This is a genomic window from Streptomyces sp. NPDC058620 (assembly GCF_042717135.1).
In the GTDB taxonomy this organism is placed as follows: domain Bacteria; phylum Actinomycetota; class Actinomycetes; order Streptomycetales; family Streptomycetaceae; genus Streptomyces.
In genome coordinates this window covers 1-17,418 of the sequence record NZ_JBHXQO010000090.1, presented here as the reverse complement: position 1 = coordinate 17,418, position 17,418 = coordinate 1, and the positions used below count along the sequence as shown (strand labels likewise).

Annotated in this window: 14 protein-coding genes; 12 read left to right on the top strand and 2 right to left on the bottom strand. The window is 71.7% G+C overall.

The window, feature by feature from the left end:
- Positions 1-271 precede the first annotated feature (271 nt).
- Both ACFWSK_RS35750 and ACFWSK_RS35745 read left to right on the top strand, forming a co-directional pair.
- The gene (locus ACFWSK_RS35750; protein WP_383795786.1) at positions 272-4,120 is read left to right on the top strand and encodes a glycosyltransferase; all 3,849 of its coding nucleotides are present in this window, start codon (positions 272-274) and stop codon (positions 4,118-4,120) included.
- Positions 4,117-5,637: a DUF5719 family protein gene (locus tag ACFWSK_RS35745; RefSeq protein WP_383795783.1), complete on the top strand. Its 1,521-nt coding sequence runs from the start codon at positions 4,117-4,119 to the stop codon at positions 5,635-5,637. The genes ACFWSK_RS35750 and ACFWSK_RS35745 overlap by 4 nt, the downstream gene beginning before the upstream one ends.
- Before the next feature lie 76 nt (positions 5,638-5,713).
- On the opposite strand, the gene ACFWSK_RS35740 is transcribed toward ACFWSK_RS35745, so the two are convergent.
- Positions 5,714-6,142 (bottom strand): metallopeptidase family protein, encoded by a 429-nt coding sequence (locus tag ACFWSK_RS35740; RefSeq protein WP_383795789.1) that lies wholly within the window; start codon positions 6,140-6,142, stop codon positions 5,714-5,716.
- A gap of 322 nt (positions 6,143-6,464) precedes the next feature.
- Here ACFWSK_RS35740 and ACFWSK_RS35735 point away from each other — a divergent pair, with 322 nt between their 5' ends.
- The 8 genes from ACFWSK_RS35735 to ACFWSK_RS35700 all read left to right on the top strand — a co-directional run bounded on the left by ACFWSK_RS35735 (position 6,465) and on the right by ACFWSK_RS35700 (position 14,885).
- The gene (locus tag ACFWSK_RS35735) at positions 6,465-6,842 is read left to right on the top strand and encodes a DUF3499 domain-containing protein (RefSeq protein WP_185300479.1); all 378 of its coding nucleotides are present in this window, start codon (positions 6,465-6,467) and stop codon (positions 6,840-6,842) included.
- Positions 6,843-6,944: 102 nt separating this feature from the next.
- A complete protein-coding gene (locus ACFWSK_RS35730; protein ID WP_383795781.1) occupies positions 6,945-8,312 on the top strand; it encodes a phosphomannomutase/phosphoglucomutase in 1,368 nt (455 codons plus the stop codon).
- A gap of 326 nt (positions 8,313-8,638) precedes the next feature.
- Positions 8,639-8,821 carry a Trm112 family protein gene (locus tag ACFWSK_RS35725; protein WP_383795778.1) on the top strand — a complete coding sequence of 61 codons (183 nt, stop codon included), beginning with the start codon at positions 8,639-8,641 and terminating at the stop codon, positions 8,819-8,821.
- Between the two features lie 123 nt (positions 8,822-8,944).
- Positions 8,945-10,078 carry an SIS domain-containing protein gene (locus ACFWSK_RS35720; RefSeq protein WP_383795775.1) on the top strand — a complete coding sequence of 378 codons (1,134 nt, stop codon included), beginning with the start codon at positions 8,945-8,947 and terminating at the stop codon, positions 10,076-10,078.
- A gap of 47 nt (positions 10,079-10,125) precedes the next feature.
- On the top strand, positions 10,126-11,289 hold the full coding sequence (gene manA, locus ACFWSK_RS35715; protein WP_383795772.1) for a mannose-6-phosphate isomerase, class I: 1,164 nt from the start codon (positions 10,126-10,128) through the stop codon (positions 11,287-11,289).
- 87 nt (positions 11,290-11,376) lie between these two features.
- Positions 11,377-12,357, top strand: a complete 981-nt coding sequence (locus ACFWSK_RS35710; protein WP_383795769.1) for a cation diffusion facilitator family transporter — start codon at positions 11,377-11,379, stop codon at positions 12,355-12,357.
- A gap of 304 nt (positions 12,358-12,661) precedes the next feature.
- Positions 12,662-14,119 (top strand): adenosylhomocysteinase, encoded by a 1,458-nt coding sequence (gene ahcY, locus ACFWSK_RS35705; protein WP_383795766.1) that lies wholly within the window; start codon positions 12,662-12,664, stop codon positions 14,117-14,119.
- 148 nt (positions 14,120-14,267) lie between these two features.
- Complete coding sequence (locus ACFWSK_RS35700; RefSeq protein WP_383795763.1) at positions 14,268-14,885, top strand: hypothetical protein; 618 nt, start codon at positions 14,268-14,270, stop codon at positions 14,883-14,885.
- On the opposite strand, the gene ACFWSK_RS35695 is transcribed toward ACFWSK_RS35700, so the two are convergent.
- Entirely contained in the window at positions 14,882-15,838 is a 957-nt protein-coding gene (locus tag ACFWSK_RS35695; RefSeq protein ID WP_383795760.1) for an RDD family protein, read from the bottom strand. The genes ACFWSK_RS35700 and ACFWSK_RS35695 overlap by 4 nt on opposite strands.
- Before the next feature lie 119 nt (positions 15,839-15,957).
- On the opposite strand from ACFWSK_RS35695, the gene ACFWSK_RS35690 reads away from it, so the two are divergent.
- Positions 15,958-16,965, top strand: coding sequence for a stage II sporulation protein M (locus ACFWSK_RS35690; protein WP_383795758.1), 1,008 nt, complete (start codon positions 15,958-15,960; stop codon positions 16,963-16,965).
- A gap of 221 nt (positions 16,966-17,186) precedes the next feature.
- On the top strand, positions 17,187-17,418 hold a 232-nt coding region (locus ACFWSK_RS35685; RefSeq protein WP_383795756.1), incomplete at its 3' end, for a hypothetical protein.

Genomic DNA, 17,418 nt, shown 5'->3' with positions numbered 1-17,418 from the left:
CGCCGCTGCGTCACCGGTTCGAGGCCCCGTTGCCCGCCCCCCCCCCCGCCGGGTCCGGACAACGGGCCATCGCCATGTCCGCACCCGCCCGGCCGCGCCCCCGAACCGGTGCCCCGGGCCCTGTTCCACAGCTCGGCGCCGCCGCAGTTGTCCGTACCGTTAGTGTGGGGCCCCGTCCGAGATGCGCCAACGCCCCGCCGGGGCGCGCGTGTACACCGATGCAGCCCCCGGGGGGACGCCCCCCGGACCCGGCCGGAGGGCCCGTACCTCGATGTCCGTGCACAGCCACCCGACGGCGCCGAATCCGGCCGCCGCCGCCCCAGAGTTCCCCCGGCACGTCGTCACCGCCGTGCTCGTCTCCCACGACGGCGCGCGCTGGCTGCCCGACGTGCTCGCCGGGCTGCTCGGGCAGGAACGCCCCGTACAGAACGTCGTGGCAGCCGACACCGGCAGCGCCGACGACTCCGCCCGGCTGGTCACCGAGGCCCTCGGCGACGAGCGCGTCCTGCATCTCGCACGCCGTACGAGCTTCGGCACCGCCGTCGACGAGGCGGTCCGTACGGCCGGCGTCCTCACCGCCGAGGAACTGCCGTACCTCAAGCGTCCCAGCGGCTGGGACCCGGTCACCCGCTCCTGGCGCGACGACACGTACGACATGCCCGAGCTCCCGCACGGCGAGCCGGTCCAGTGGCTCTGGCTGCTGCACGACGACTCCGCACCCGAGCCCGACGCCCTCGCCGAGATGCTCCGCATCGTCGACGGCGACCGTCACGCCGTGATCGTCGGACCCAAGCTGCGCGGCTGGTACGACCGCAAGCAACTGCTCGAAGTCGGCGTCTCCATCGCCAACAGCGGGCGCCGCTGGACCGGACTCGACCGCCGTGAGCAGGACCAGGGCCAGCACGACCAGGTCCGCACCGTGCTCTCCGTCTCCTCCGCCGGCATGCTGATCCGCCGTGACGTCTGGGAGGAGCTCGGCGGCTTCGACCGCAGTCTCCCGCTGATGCGCGACGACGTGGACCTCTGCTGGCGCGCGCACATGGCGGGACACCGCGTCCTCATCGCCCCCGACGCGATCCTGCGGCATGCCGAGGCATCCGCGCGGGAACGCCGCCCCATCGACTGTGCCGGGCGCTCGGTCGCGAGCCCGCACCGCGTCGACAAGGCGGGCGCCGTCTACACGATGCTCGTCAACGCCCACGGCAAGGCCCTGCCGTGGGTCCTGCTCCGCCTGGTGGTCGGCACCCTGCTCCGTACCCTCGCCTACCTGGTCGGCAAGGTCCCCGGACAGGCCGTCGACGAGGTCACGGGGCTCCTCGGGACCCTGCTGCGGCCCGGCAGGATCATCGCGGCCCGGCGCAGACGCGGGAAAGCGGTGGTCGAGGCCGGAGAGCTGCGCTCCCTGTTCCCGCCGCCCGGCGCCACCGTCCGTGCCACCGTCGAACAGGTCGCCGACAACTTCGGCGGCCGCTCCGAATCCGAATCCGGAGGCTCCCGGCACGGTGCCGTCGAGTCCGGTCCCGGCGGTGACGACGCCGACTTCCTGGAGATCGAGCAGTTCGCCCGGCTGAAGCGGATCGCGCGCAAGCCCGGTCCCGTACTCTTCGCCCTCCTGCTGCTCGTCTCCCTCATCGCCTGCCGGGGCCTCCTCGGCGGCGGCGCACTCGCGGGCGGCGCGCTGCTGCCCGCGCCCGGGGACGCCTCCGAACTCTGGGGGCGGTACGCGGACGGCTGGCATCCGGTCGGCACCGGCGGCACCCAGACGGCGCCGCCCTACCTCGCCGTGATCGCCGCCCTGTCGGCCCTGTTCCTCGGCTCCACAGGATTCGCGCTCACCCTGCTGCTGGTCTGCTCGGTCCCGCTCGCCGGACTGACCGCTTACTTCGTCTCCCGGCCGCTGATCGAATCGCGGCTCCTGCGGGCCTGGGCGAGCGTCGCGTACGCCTTCCTGCCCGCCGCGACCGGCGCACTGGCCACCGGCCGCCTGGGCACCGCCGTCCTCGCCGTCCTGCTTCCGCTGATCGCCCGCGCCGCCGTCTCGGCCCACGGGCTGCGCGGCGCACCGGGCCCTGCCGCGGTCCGCGGCAGCTGGCGCGCCACCTGGGCGTACACCCTGCTGCTCACCCTCGCGATGGCCTTCACCCCCATCGTCTGGCCGCTCGCCGTGGCCCTCGGCATCGGCGTGCTGGTCCTGCGCAGGGGCGACATCACCGCGTACGGGCTCCGCTTCCTGGCCGCCGTCGGCACCCCGCTGCTCGTCCTGGCGCCCTGGTCGCTGACCCTGCTGACCAGCCCGGCGAGCTTCCTCAAGGAGGCGGGTCTCGACCTGGGCGCGGGCACCGCGTCCGCCGTCGACCTCCTCGGGATCAGCCCCGGCGGCCCGAAGGCCGCGGGCGGCTTCCTCCTCCTCGGCATCGTGCTGGCCGCACTCGCGGCGCTGCTGCGCGGCGAGCGTCAGTTCGCGATCCGTACCGCGTGGGCCGTCGCCCTCGTCGCCCTGCTCTTCGCGGGCCTCGCCAACGGCTCGACCTGGGCAGGCCCCGCCACCCTCGTCTACGGCATCGCGCTGATCGCCGCAGCCCTGCTCGGAGCTGACGGCGCCCGGGTGCGGGTCGCCGAGCTCAGCTTCGGCTGGCGCCAGCCCGTCGCCGCCCTGATCGCCCTGGCCGCCCTGGCCGCTCCCGCCCTGGCCGCTTTCGTCTGGATGGCGGGCGGCGCGACGGGACCGCTGGTGCGCCGGGACCCGGTGCAGGTGCCCGCCTTCGTCGCCGCGGAGAGCGTCACCCGCGACCAGCCCCGCACCCTGGTCCTCGGCGGTACGTCGTCGGCCTCCGTCTCGTACACCCTGGTCCGTGGCTCGGGCGCCCGCCTCGGGGACGCCGAACTGACCGAGTCGGGCGGCAGCAACACCCACCTCGACAAGGTCGTCGCCAACCTCGTCGCCGGGTCGGGGGCCGACCAGGGCCGCCAGCTCAGCGGCTTCGCCATCCGTTACGTCCTCGTACGGGACGGGGCACCACGTCAGATGAGCCGGGTGCTCGACTCGACGCCCGGCCTGAGCCGGCTCAGCCAGCTCGACGGCAGCGCGCTGTGGTGGGTCGACCGCCAGGTCGCCAGGGTCATGATCGTCCCGCCGTCCTCCGAGGGCGGCGCGGACGGAGCGGGCGGCGAGTGGCTGCCCGTCGCCTCGCGCCCCGTCGAGGCGCACACCAGGATCCCTTCCGGCGCCGCAGGCCGTGTGCTGCGGATCGCCGACGCGGCGGACCCGGGCTGGCAGGCCACGCTCAACGGGAAGGCCCTGACCGGCAAGACCGTCGACGGCTGGGCCCAGGGCTTCGAGCTGCCCGCCGAGGGCGGCACGCTGGACCTCACGTACGACGCCCCGATCACGCACACCGCCTGGATCTGGGCACAGGCCCTGTTCGCCGTCGTCCTGCTGGTGCTCGCCCTGCCGGGCCGGCGCCGGGAGATCGACGACGACCTCCCCGAGGAGACCGAGTCCGTACCGCTCGAACCGGTCGCGGGGGAGGGCCGCAGGGCCCGCAGGCTCCGGGCCGCCGCCCAGGCGGAGGCCGAGGACGGCCAGGAGAGCGACGCGCTCGATGCGGACCCGGTGGCGGCGCCCGGGGAGTACATCCCGGCGCAGCAGTCCGCCGACCCGTACGCGGCCGTCCCGGACGGTCAGGACGCCTTCGCCCAGCAGGGCGACACCGGTACGTACGCGGCGGTTCCGCAGCAGCAGTACGCCGAGTGGGACGCGCAGCAGTACCAGGGCGCCGACTACCAGCAGTACCAGGGCGAGCAGTACCAGAACGAGCAGTACGGGAGCGGCACGCAGCCGCAGGCCGGCCAGTACGGCGGCGATCAGTACCCGGCGGCCGAGCAGTACCAGGCGGAGCAGTACCAGGCCGACCCGTACCAGCAGAACACCGCCTACGACCCGTACGGCTACGCGCAGCAGCAGCCCTACCCCACGGGTACGGGCGAAGCCGCCCCGTACGACAACCAGGGCCACTACCCTCCGTCGCACGGCACCCAGAACGACGAGCACGACGAAAGCACCGCCCCGGGCGAGGCCCCGTGGCATCCCGGTAACGCATCGCGAGGCGAGTCCGAGTGAAGTCCACCCCCCTTTCCCTCATCGCGGGCGTCGTAGCCCTCGCCGCCGTCACCGGGTTCGCCGCGCTCAACGCGCCCGGCGACGCGGCCGCGCCGGAAGCGAAGGCCGCGTCCCGCCTGCCCGTCGAACGGTCGAGCCTGCTCTGCCCGGCGCCCAGCAGCTCCGACCTGGCAGCCACGACATATACGTCCTTCACCCCGGCGGGCAAGAGCGACGGCGAGGCCGGCGACGCCGAGCTGAAGCCCGCCACGGCCCTCACCGCGGACGAGGCGACGGAACCGGACCCGAAGAAGGACAAGAAGGCCGCGGCGAAGGCCGGCAAGCCGGTCGTCGCCCTCAAGGAGCCCGGCCGGCCGGTGCGCGCCGAGACCTCGGCGTCCGACGCCCCCGCCCTCGTCGGCACCGCCACCGGGCGCCTGGCACCCGGCTGGACCGCCCAGCAGACCACCGCGGTCACCGTGGGAGACGCCCGCGGCCTGCTCGGCACCACCTGCACCGGGCCCGACACGGACTTCTGGTTCCCGGGCGCGAGCACCTCGAAGGCACGCCAGGACTACGTCCACCTCACCAACCCCGACGACAGCGCGGCCGTCGCCGACATCGAGCTGTACGGCCCCGAAGGCCCCCTCCAGTCGGACGTGGGCGAGGGCATCACCGTCCCGGCCCACTCCAGCGTCCCGATGCTGATCTCCACCCTGACCAGCGAGGCCGTGGAGGACGTGGCCGTCCACGTCACCACCCGTTCCGGCCGGATCGGGGCCCTCGTCCGGGTCGCGGACGACACGGCGGGCAGCGACTGGCTCGCCTCGTCCGTCGACCCGACGGGCACGCTCGTGCTGCCCGGCATCCCGGCCGACGCCACCTCCGTACAGCTGGTGGCCTTCGCTCCGGGCGAGGACGACGCCGACGTGAAGGTGCAGATGGTGGGGAAGAACGCGACGTTCTCCCCCGCGGGGAACGACACCCTGCACATCAAGTCGAAGATGACCGCGGGCATCGACCTGCGGGACGTCACCCGGGGCGAGCCGGGTTCGCTGCGGCTGACGCCCGTGGAGGCCAAACGCGCCACCCCGATCGTCGCCGCGCTGCGCGTGGTCCGCGGCACCGGAAGCAAGCGGGAGGTCGCCTTCATCCCGGCCACCGGACCGGTGGGTGCCCGCGCGAGCGTGGCCGACAACCGGGCCAAGGGCTCGACGCTCTCCCTCACCGCCCCGGGCGCGACGGCCGAGGTCAAGGTCACCGCTTCGGCGGGCAGCGGGGGCGGCGAACAGGTCGTCAAGACGTACACGGTCAAGGGCGGCACCACGCTCGCGGTGACCCCGCCGGTCCCGTCCGGCCTCAAGGGCACCTACGCGCTGACCGTCGAGACGGAGTCCGGCGGCCCGGTGCACGCGGCGCGCACGCTCGCCCTTCCGGAGGACGGCGTCGAGATGTTCACGGTGCAGACGCTGGCCGACGACGAGGGTTCGGTGGAGGTCCCCACGGCACGGCAGGACCTCTCGCTCCTGGACGACTGAGGCGGCGGGTACGGGCAGCCTCAACCCTGCCCGTACCCGGTCCTACCCCTACTCGGCCCTGCCCTGCTCGCTCCCGTCAGTCCTGTCCGTACCTGGGATCGACCGACTCCGGCGCCAGCCCGAGCAGCTCCGCGACCTGCTCGACCACGATCTCGTGCACCAGCAGGGCGCGTTCGTCGCGGCTCTTGGTGCGGATCTCGACAGGGCGCCGGTAGACGATGACCTGAGCGGGCTGTCCCTTCCCGGCGGAGACCGCGCGACCCAGCGGCACGGTGTCACCGAGGGTTACCGGAACGTCCAGGACCTGGAAGTCGACGTCCGCCAGCTGTGGCCAGCGCCGCTCCAGGCGCTCCACCGAGTCCTGCACGAGGTCGCGGAAGGTCTCACTCCTGCTGGCCGACATCGGCACCTGGGGCGGCGCGACGGGTCCGCGCATGCCACGTCCGTGACGGTCGCGGCGGCGGGGACGGGGCTCGGACGGGTGGGGAGGTACGGGACTGTCCATCACCGACGCAGCGTAACTCTCCGCGCGGCGAGCCGATCGCGGCTCCCGCGCAGGCCCCCTTCGTGTGTTCAATTCCGAACATTCAGGCCAAGGTGAGACCGGATCAGGCCCCACCTCCGACAGTCGAACCCGCGCACATGACAGCTCGCGCTCACGACAATGGCCGGAATCGGAGGGGCGGTCCCCGGGCCCCTTCTGCTACCGCGCAGGTCAGGGCAGTTGCCCGGAAGGCCGCTGTGCCGGAGGTCACAGGGCGACACGTGGGGGTGAGGTGCGGGAGAGTCGTCGCAGCCCGCTCAAGAGTGCGGTACCGTCCAACGTCGTGAGCCCTGTACGTCGCTGTTCGCGAACTGCGTGCGGCCGCCCTGCCGTCGCGACACTGACGTACGTCTATGCCGATTCGACTGCGGTCCTCGGCCCGCTCGCCACCTATGCCGAGCCCCACTGCTATGACCTGTGCGCCGAGCACAGCGAGCGGCTGACCGCGCCACGCGGCTGGGAAGTGGTCCGGCTCTCCGACCCCTCCGCTCCCACGCGCCCCAGCGGGGACGATCTCGAAGCACTGGCCAACGCGGTACGGGAAGCGGCGAGGCCGCACGACCGCGGACCGGGCGCCGGCAACCGCGGACCGCGCACGGCCGACCCGGTGGAGGTCGCGCGCCGCGGCCATCTGCGGGTGCTCCGCTCGCCCGATTCCTGACAGTGCCGCCCGGCCCCTGACCTCCCGTTCCGGGCTGGCTGCCGCCCTGACCAGCACCCCGGGTAGTTTGGGCGCTCCGCAGAGACCCCAGGAGGACCGGCCGTGGTTGCTGACCTGTCGCAGCTCGTGAAGGCGTACGACGTGCGCGGAGTCGTGCCCGACCAGTGGGACGAGTCGCTGTCCGAACTCTTCGGCGCCGCCTTCGTGCAGGTCACCGACGCGGACGCGATCGTGATCGGCCACGACATGCGGCCCTCGTCGCCCGGCCTGGCCGCGGCCTTCGCCCGGGGCGCCGCGGCGCGCGGTGCCGACGTCACCCTGATCGGCCTCTGCTCGACGGACCAGCTGTACTACGCGTCGGGGGCACTGGATCTCCCGGGCGCGATGTTCACGGCCTCGCACAACCCGGCCCAGTACAACGGGATCAAGATGTGCCGGGCCGGCGCGGCCCCGGTCGGCCAGGACACCGGCCTGACGCAGATCCGCACCCTGGTCGAGGACTGGTCCACGAACGGCGCCCCCCAGCAGGCCGCCGCCACCCCGGGCACGATCACCGAACGCGACACCCTCACCGACTACGCCGCCCACCTGCTCGGCCTGGTCGACCTGTCCACGATCCGCCCGCTGAAGGTCGTGGTGGACGCGGGCAACGGCATGGGCGGCCACACCGTCCCCACCGTCTTCGCGGACCTCCCGGTGGACCTGATCCCGATGTACTTCGAACTGGACGGCACCTTCCCGAACCACGAGGCCAACCCCCTCGACCCGAAGAACATCGTCGACCTCCAGGCCCGCGTACTCGCCGAGGGCGCCGACCTCGGCCTCGCCTTCGACGGCGACGCGGACCGCTGCTTCGTCGTCGACGAGCGCGGTACGGGCGTCTCCCCGTCCGCGATCACCGCCCTGGTCGCGGCCCGCGAGCTCGCCCGCAACGGCGGCAAGGGCACCGTCATCCACAACCTGATCACCTCCTGGTCGGTACCCGAGGTGATCCGCGAGAACGGCGGAACCCCGGTCCGTACGCGCGTCGGCCACTCCTTCATCAAGGCGGAGATGGCCGAACACGGCGCGATCTTCGGCGGCGAGCACTCCGCGCACTACTACTTCCGGGACTTCTGGAACGCGGACACGGGCATGCTGGCCGCCCTCCACGTCCTGGCCGCCCTGGGAGGCCAGGAGACCCCGCTCTCGGAACTCCTCGCCCAGTACGACCGGTACGCCGGCTCCGGCGAGATCAACTCCACCGTCGACAACCAGGCCGACCGGCTGACCGCGATCAGGGCGGCGTACGGCAACCGCGACGACATCACCTTCGACGAACTCGACGGACTCACGGCAACGTCCAAGGACTGGTGGTTCAACGTCCGGGCCTCGAACACGGAACCGCTGCTGCGCCTGAACGTGGAGGCCCGCGACGAGACGACGCTGACGGCGGTACGCGACGAGGTCCTGACCCTGATCCGAACCTGACCGAACGCCCCGCTCCACCCCGGGCACCTCCGCACCACCAGCCCCTCCGGCGTCTGAGGAGCGGGGCCCGCGGCAGAGCCCCGGTTCCGGGAAGGGGCGGGCAGGGGACAAGGCCCGCCGCGGGCGCCCACGCCCCCTACGGGCGCCCACACCCCCTACGGGCGCCCCCCACCCTCGCCGCGCACCCCACCGCACGCCCCGCCCGTCCCGGCCGCGCCCCCGCCACCCCAGCGGTAGGCTGACCTCGCCTGATCCACGCGACCCGCACCGCACCCGCGACCGCGACCGCGAACCGCTTGTCCGACCGCCTCGAAGGGACCCACCCCATGCCGCTCGAAGCCGGCCTTCTGGAGATCCTCGCCTGCCCGGCCTGCCACTCTCCGCTCGACGACCGGTCGGCAGCCGAAACCCCGGAGCTCGTCTGCACCGGCACGGACTGCGGTCTGGCCTACCCGGTACGCGACGGCATCCCGGTCCTCCTCGTCGACGAAGCCCGCCGCCCCGCCTGACAGCGCGACACGCGACCGCGAGACCGGGAGCACGGCGCGACCGGGTCGGCAACGACCACCGCCCGCACTCCCGTACCCGCACGCCGCACCCGCACCCCGTACGGTGATCGGAGGCCCACCGCCATGCTCGACGAGTCATTGCTCGATGCCCCGGAAGCCCTGGCCCGCGCCGACCGCCGCGGTCTGCTGCGCGGCGCCGCAGAGGCCGGCGCCCGCGTCCGTACCGCCGCCCGGCACGCCGCCGAGGCCGGTATCGGCAACCTGGCCCCGGAAGGCCGGCCCCGGGCCGTCCTCGTCGCGGGCCCCGGCGCCGCCGCATCCGGTGTCGCCGATCTGATCGCCGCACTCGTGGGCGCCGCCGCCCCCGTCGTCCGTATTCACTCCACAGGCGTGGCCCCCGCCGCAGGCGCCCTGCGCTGGGCGCTCCCCGGCTGGGCCGGCTCCGTGGACCTGCTGCTCATCGCCACGGCGGACGGCTCCGAACCCGGCCTCGCCCAACTCGCCGAGCAGGCATACCGCCGAGGCTGCACGGTCGTCGCCGTCGCCCCCACCCGCTCCCCGCTCCGCGAGGCCGTCAACGGCGTGCACGGCCTCGTCGTGCCCCTGGCGGCCGCCCCGCATGGCGAGTACGACGCCGAGACCGAGGGAGCCGGCCCAGGCACCCTTTGGGCTCTGCTCACCCCGCTGCTCTCGCTGCTCGACCGGCTGGGCCTGGTGGACGCGCCCGCCGAGGTGCTGCAGAGCGTCGCCGACCGCCTCGACCACACCGCCGAACGCTGCGGCCCGGCCATCGCGACGTACAGCAACCCGGCGAAGACCCTCGCCGCCGAACTCGCCGACAGCCTGCCCCTCATCTGGACGGAGGCCGGGGCCGCGGGCCCGGTCGGACGCCGGTTCGCCGCAGTGCTGACCGACCTCGCCGGCCGCCCCGCCCTCGCGGCCGAACTGCCCGAGGCCCTGCCCGCGCACGGCCAACTGCTGGCCGGAGCCTTCGCCGCCGGGGCCGATCCCGACGACTTCTTCAGGGACCGCGTCGACGAACCGGAGGCGATGCGGGCCCGCGTCGTCCTGCTCCGAGGCCGCCCCACCGGCGGCCTGAGCGCCGCACCCGCGGCCCGCGAGCTGGCTCTCAGCCACGACACGGCGATCAGCGAACTCGAACCGGAGGAGGGCGCCGAACTCGAAACCCTCGCCGAACTCCTCGCGGTCACCGACTTCGCCGCCGTATACGTGGCCCTGGCCTCCCAGAACCACTGACGCCCCCCACACGCCGCCACCCACCCGCTTCCCCGAGGACGAATTCCATGGACCGGCTCTCCAACACCGTGCGCCCCTACGCATGGGGCTCCACCACGGCCATCCCCGAGCTGCTCGGCATCGCCCCCACCGGTGAGCCGCAGGCCGAGATGTGGATGGGCGCCCACCCAGGAGCACCGTCCAGGGTCACGCGCGCCGGTGCCGAGCAGCCCCTCACGGAGGTCATCGCCGCCGACCCCGCCCGCGAACTGGGTAAGGCGGCCGTCGCCAAGTTCGGCCCCCGCCTCCCGTTCCTCCTGAAACTGCTGGCCGCCGGCGCACCGCTCTCCCTCCAGGTGCACCCCGACCTCGACCAGGCCAAGCAGGGGTACGCGGACGAGGAGAGCCGGGGCGTCCCGATCTCCGCCCCCCACCGCACGTACAAGGACGCGAACCACAAGCCCGAACTGATCTGCGCCCTCACCCCCTTCGAGGGACTCTGCGGTTTCCGCAGGCCCACCGAGTCGGCCGACGCGATGGAAGCCCTCGGTGTCGATTCGCTGAAGCCGTACGTGGATCTCCTGCGCGCCAAGCCCGAAGAGGCCGCCCTGCGCGAGGTCCTGACGGCGATCCTCAGTGCCGAACCCGCGGAGATGGCGGCCACGGTCGCCGAGGCGGCCGCCGCCGCCGAACGTCTCGGCGGCGCCCACGCCCCGTACGCGCAGATCGCCCACCACTTCCCCGGCGACCCGGGCGTCCTCGCCGCGATGCTCCTGAACCACGTACAACTGCAGCCGGGCGAGGCGCTGTTCCTCGGCGCGGGCGTCCCCCACGCCTACCTCGGCGGCCTCGGCGTCGAGATCATGGCCAACTCGGACAACGTGCTGCGCTGTGGACTGACCCCCAAGCACATCGACGTTCCCGAACTCCTGCGCATCGTCCGCTTCGAGGCGACCGATCCGGGTGTCCTGCGCCCCGAGGCGGCGCCGTCCGGCGAAGAGCCGTACGAGACGCCGGTCGACGAATTCCGGCTGTCGCGTTACGACCTGTCGCCCGGCGCCGATCCGGTCGACCTGACGGCGGCCACCCCGCAGATCCTGCTCTGCACCTCCGGCGGCCCCCGCGTCGGCGATCTCGAACTCGCCCCCGGCGAATCGGTCTTCGTCCCGGCGGACGAAAAGGTAGAAGCCTCCCGTACGGGCACGCTCTTCCGCGCGACTGTGGTGGCTTGACGTACCGTCCGCACCAGCGGCTGCAACAATGTCCGGCCGTACAGCGGCGCCCGTGCCGCAGCACCGAGGAAGGGACACCAGGCACCCATGAGCGCGTCAGGCGGAACCAAGGCGATCGTGGCGGCACTAGTCGCCAACCTCGCGATCGCAGTCGCCAAATTCGTGGCGTTCCTCTTCAGCGGCTCGTCGTCGATGCTCGCGGAGAGCGTCCACTCGCTCGCCGACTCCGGCAACCAGGGTCTCCTCCTGCTCGGCGGCAAGAAGGCGAAGCGCGAAGCCACCCCCGAGCACCCCTTCGGATACGGGCGTGAGCGCTACATCTACGCCTTCCTCGTCTCCATCGTGCTGTTCTCGGTCGGTGGCATGTTCGCGATCTACGAGGGCTACGAGAAGATCAAGGACCCGCACGAGATCGAGGCCTGGTACTGGCCGGTCGGCGTGCTGGTCTTCGCGATCATCGCCGAGAGCTTCTCCTTCCGTACGGCCATCCAGGAGTCGAACCAGACCCGTGGCGACCGTTCCTGGACGGAGTTCGTCCGCCGCGCGAAGGCCCCCGAGCTCCCCGTCGTCCTCCTTGAGGACCTCGGCGCACTCGTCGGCCTGATCCTGGCCCTCGCGGGTGTGGGCCTGGCCCTCGGCACCGGAGACGGCATCTGGGACGGCATCGGCACCCTCTGCATCGGCATCCTGCTGATCGTCATCGCGATCGTGCTCGCCGCGGAGACGAAGTCCCTCCTCCTCGGCGAGTCCGCCGGCCTCGAGGACGTCGAGAAGATCAAGGCGGCGGTCGTCGACGGCGAGACCGTCACCCGCATCATCCACATGCGCACGCTCCACCTCGGCCCGGAAGAACTCCTGGTGGCCGCCAAGATCGCGGTCGCGCACGACGACACCGCCACCGAGATCGCACACGCCATCAACGCCGCCGAGACCCGCATCCGCGAAGCCGTCCCGATCGCCCGGGTCATCTACCTGGAGCCGGACATCTACAACGAGGAAGCCGCGGCCGCGGGCACCAACCCGGCCAAGACGCCCGGCGCCCCGGCCCCGACGAAATCCGGCCACTGACAAGTCACTGACGAGCCACTGGAACGCCATCGACGAGCCGCTGACGAGCACTGACGTCCACACCCGACGGCCCGGTGACCGCCCCACGCCCCCCGGCGGGCTGGGGCACACCGGGCCGACCGGTGTAGATTCATATGGAGTAACAGACGTCGCTGCTGATGGCGGTCGATCGGTCCGCACTGTGGACCGGCCGAGGGAGAGAGGGCCTCCGACGGACTGCACTGCGAACTCCCGGGCATTCGTGTGCCCGCCGCCGCAGAGCCAGCCCAGCCCACCCTCGACCCTTCACGAGGAGCAGCCCGTTATGACGACGGTCGCCAATCGCCAGGACTTCAAGGTCGCCGACCTTTCCCTTGCCACCTTCGGGCGCAAGGAGATCACCCTCGCCGAGCACGAGATGCCCGGCCTGATGTCGATCCGCAAGGAGTACGCCGCCACGCAGCCGCTGGCAGGCGCCCGGATCACCGGTTCGCTGCACATGACGGTGCAGACGGCCGTGCTCATCGAGACCCTGGTCGCCCTCGGCGCCGAGGTCCGCTGGGCGTCCTGCAACATCTTCTCCACCCAGGACCACGCCGCCGCGGCCATCGCCGTCGGCCCGAACGGCACCCCGGACGCCCCTGCCGGCGTCCCGGTCTTCGCCTGGAAGGGCGAGACGCTGGAGGAGTACTGGTGGTGCACGGAGCAGGCTCTGACCTGGCCGAACACCCCCACCGGTGGCCCGAACATGATCCTGGACGACGGTGGTGACGCCACCCTCCTCGTGCACAAGGGCGTCGAGTTCGAGAAGGCGGGCGCGGCCCCGGACCCGTCGACGGCGGACAGCGAGGAGTACGCGCACATCCTCACTCTGCTGAACCGCACCCTCGGTGAGGCTCCGCAGAAGTGGACCCAGCTGGCGTCCGAGATCCGCGGCGTCACCGAGGAGACCACGACCGGTGTGCACCGCCTGTACGAGATGCACCGCGACGGCACCCTCCTTTTCCCGGCGATCAACGTCAATGACGCGGTCACCAAGTCGAAGTTCGACAACAAGTACGGCTGCCGCCACTCGCTGATCGACGGCATCAACCGCGCCACCGACGTCCTGATCGGCGGCAAGACCGCCGTCGTCTGCGGCTACGGCGACGTGGGCAAGGGCTGCGCGGAGTCCCTGCGCGGACAGGGCGCCCGCGTGATCATCACCGAGATCGACCCGATCTGCGCCCTTCAGGCGGCGATGGACGGCTACCAGGTCGCCACGCTCGACGACGTCGTCGGCCAGGCCGACATCTTCGTCACCACGACGGGCAACAAGGACATCATCATGGCCGCGGACATGGCCAAGATGAAGCACCAGGCCATCGTCGGGAACATCGGCCACTTCGACAACGAGATCGACATGGCCGGCCTCGCGAAGATCGACGGCATCGTCAAGGACGAGGTCAAGCCGCAGGTCCACACCTGGACGTTCCCCGACGGCAAGGTCCTGATCGTGCTGTCCGAGGGCCGCCTGCTGAACCTGGGCAACGCCACCGGCCACCCCTCGTTCGTCATGTCCAACTCGTTCGCGGACCAGACCCTGGCCCAGATCGAGTTGTACACGAAGCCCGAGGAGTACCCGACCGACGTCTACGTGCTGCCCAAGCACCTCGACGAGAAGGTCGCCCGTCTGCACCTCGACGCACTCGGCGTGAGGCTCACGACCCTCCGTCCCGAGCAGGCCGCCTACATCGGGGTCGAGGTCGACGGACCGTACAAGTCCGACCACTACCGCTACTGATCCACCCGCCGGCGCCATGGTCGTCACCACCTGGCGCCGGCGGAGGGAAACAGCCTCAGCAGCAGCTACGAGCGCAGGCCCCCGCACCCCCGTGCCGGGGGCCTGCCCCGTATCGCACCCGCACAGCCCGAGGAACCTGAAGGACCCCATGCCCCGCGGCCGATATTCGCTCCACGATCTCCACGACCACACCCCCCTCGGCGAAGAACACTTCCACTGCGCCCCGGGTCCCTCCGGCTGGCGCTACGTCTCCCAGACCACGGCCCCGTCCGGAGACCACCTCGGTTCCCTCGATCTCACCCTCGACGAGCTCGGCCGTCCCATCCGCCTCGAACTCCACGCCAGGAGCTGGCAGGTCCGAGGCGCCGCTCTCGAAGGCGTCACCTGGGTCCGGACCGACCCGACCGGCACGCACGCCACCGAAGGCAACGTCCGCGCCCACGCCTTCGCCGGCACTTCCCCCGCGTTCCTCGTCGCCACTGCCCGACTCCTGCGCCTCACCCCCGATTCCACCGAGACCCGGGTCCGGCTGGTCACCTTCACCGACCCGGTCCTCGCCCCCCGCACTGTCGATCAGTCCTGGGCCCTGGTGAACAGTGAAGCGCACGCCACTGACAACGGCCCCCTGATCGTGGACGAATACCAGGTCAGCGCCCTGGACACGGGCGACAGGCACACGGTTCACCTAGCCGGTGACGTGGTGCTCTCCGCCCCCGGCATCGAGCTCGAGCACTTGGAGTCACCGCCCTCACCCGCCCCGCACTAGGCAGGCGGAGCGAACCCGGTCGCAGGGGCCCTCTCGGGCTTCCCCATCGGAACACCAGCCCCAGGCTCCACCGGAGCAGCACCAACAACAGGCACAGGGACAGGCAGCGCAGGGACAGGAAGCGCAGGGACGGGCGCCACAGGCGGCACCGCAGGAACCCCGGCCCGGCCGGCCCCACCCGCAGCACCACGGGCCTCGCCGGGAGAAGGCGCGAAGGCCCGCCGCGCGTCCCGCGCCTGCCGCTCGTTCACCACCGCCGCCAAGAACGCCGCCGAAGGCACCCCAGCCGGCACCGGAACCCCGGTCCGCGCCGCCAGATCACCGGCCAGCCGTTCCGCGACCGACCAGCCCACGCCGGCGTCGAGCTGGTGCATGCGCGTCAGGTACTGCCGGATCGCCAGCCAGAGATCATCGGGAACCGACGACAGATCCAGCTGCGCGAACCGCCCGACCAGCCAGGGCGGCGGAGGCGGTACGGCGACGGCTCGCCCGGCCGGCAGCCGTTCACGTACGACGAGCGTGCCCGCGAAGACATCACCGAGCCGCCGCCCACGCGCCGACACCAGCGACGCGACGCAGGCCACGACGCCGAACGTCATCAGAATCTCGACGATTCCCATCGATCCCCGCACGAGCGCGTGCCTGAACCGGATCGGCCCCCCGTCGTCGCGCACCACACGCAGCCCGCACGCCAGCTTCCCCAGCGAACGGCCGTGGCTCAGCGTCTCGACCGCGATGGGACCTCCCACCAGCACGAGGAGGAAGGTCGCGACCGCTATCGCCGCCTTCGCCGCCTCGTCGAGCGAGACCGTCGCGATGGCAAGAACAATCGAAACAACCACAAAAACCAGCAGAACCACCGCGAGATCGATCGCTATCGCCAACGCGCGGCTCGGCAGTCTCGCCGGCCGCAGTCCCAACACGACCGCGTCACCGGTCACCAGCTCATTCATCGCCGCCCACCCTTCGCCGACCTTCCCTGCCCCTCGGAACCTCAGTCTGCCAAGCTGGCCCGCAGCGCGCCGCAGTAGTACGGACCCGTACGCACCCATGCCTGGAGCAGCAGCCGACCATGGACCTCGACGTCTTCGTCACCGCCCACCGCACCGAGTGGGACCGCCTGGACCACCTCCTGCACCGCGGAAGGCGGCTCACCGGGGCGGAGGCAGATGAACTCGTCGCGCTCTACCAGCGCACGGCGGCCCATCTGTCACTGATCCAGTCGAGCGCCCCGGACCCCCTGCTCACGGCCCGTCTCACACAGCTCGTGGCCCGCGCCCGCTCCACGGTCACCGGCACGCGCAAGGCGTCCTGGCGTGACGCCGCCCGGTTCCTGACCGCCGGCTTCCCCGCAGCCGTCTACCGTTCCCGGCACTGGTGGGTCCCCACGGCCGTACTCTCCACGCTTCTCGCGGCACTCATCGGCTGGTGGATCGGCACGCATCCGGAAGTCCAGTCGGCCATCGCGGCCCCCGACGACCTGCGCCGGCTCACGCGCCCCGGCGGGGAGTACGAGACGTATTACTCCAGCCACCCGGCAGCATCGTTCGCGGCCCAGGTGTGGACGAACAACGCGCAGGCAGCAGCCATGTGCCTGGTCCTCGGGGCCTTCCTCTGCATACCCGTGATCTACATCCTCTTCGTCAACGTCCTCAACCTCGCAGTCGGCATCGGCCTGATGTCCTCGGCCGGCCGGCTCGACACCTTCCTGGGCCTCGTCCTCCCGCACGGCCTGCTCGAACTGACGGCGGTGTTCGTGGCAGCCGGCACGGGACTCCGCCTCGGCTGGACCGTCATCGACCCGGGCCCGCACACCCGGCGCTCGGCCCTCGCGCAGCAGGGACGCGCCGCGATCGGTATGGCGATCGGACTGGCCCTGGTGCTGTTCATCTCCGGCCTCATCGAGGGCTTCGTGACCCCTTCCGGCCTTCCGACGTGGGCGCGCATCTCCATCGGCATCGCGGCTGAGCTGGCATTTCTCGCGTACGTCTACATCCTCGGAGGCCGTGCGGCCCGCGCCGGGGACACCGGCGACCTCGACGCAGGCGGACGCAGCGCCGAGCTTCCCTCCGCCGCCTGAGGACCGATGTGCAACGACCCTCGCCGACCTGCTAGTCTCCTCTTCGCCCACAAAAACTGTTGACACAGTTCGCGTGGGGAGGTAGATTTGAACAGTTCACCCGGACTGGACATGTTCGGGTGTGGCGGTTAAGTTCATCTCGCTCGTACCGGAAGCCCAAGGCTTCCGCAGAGCCGATCGATTCTCTTATTTGAAATCATCGGGCCGTTCAATCGGCCGGAATGTTTCTGATAAAGTCGGATCAGCCGAAAGGCAAAGGCCCTCCAACGGCCGCCGGAATCAAATTCGAACCGGAAACGGAACGAAATGAGTCTGGTAAGGTTGGAACCGCCGGAAAGGGAAACGCGAAAGCGAAGAACTTGAAAGGCGAAACCCGCTTCGACCGGGAATCGGACACGAAAGAGTCTGATAGAGTCGGAAACGCAAGAACGAAGGGAAGCGCCCGGAGGGCCC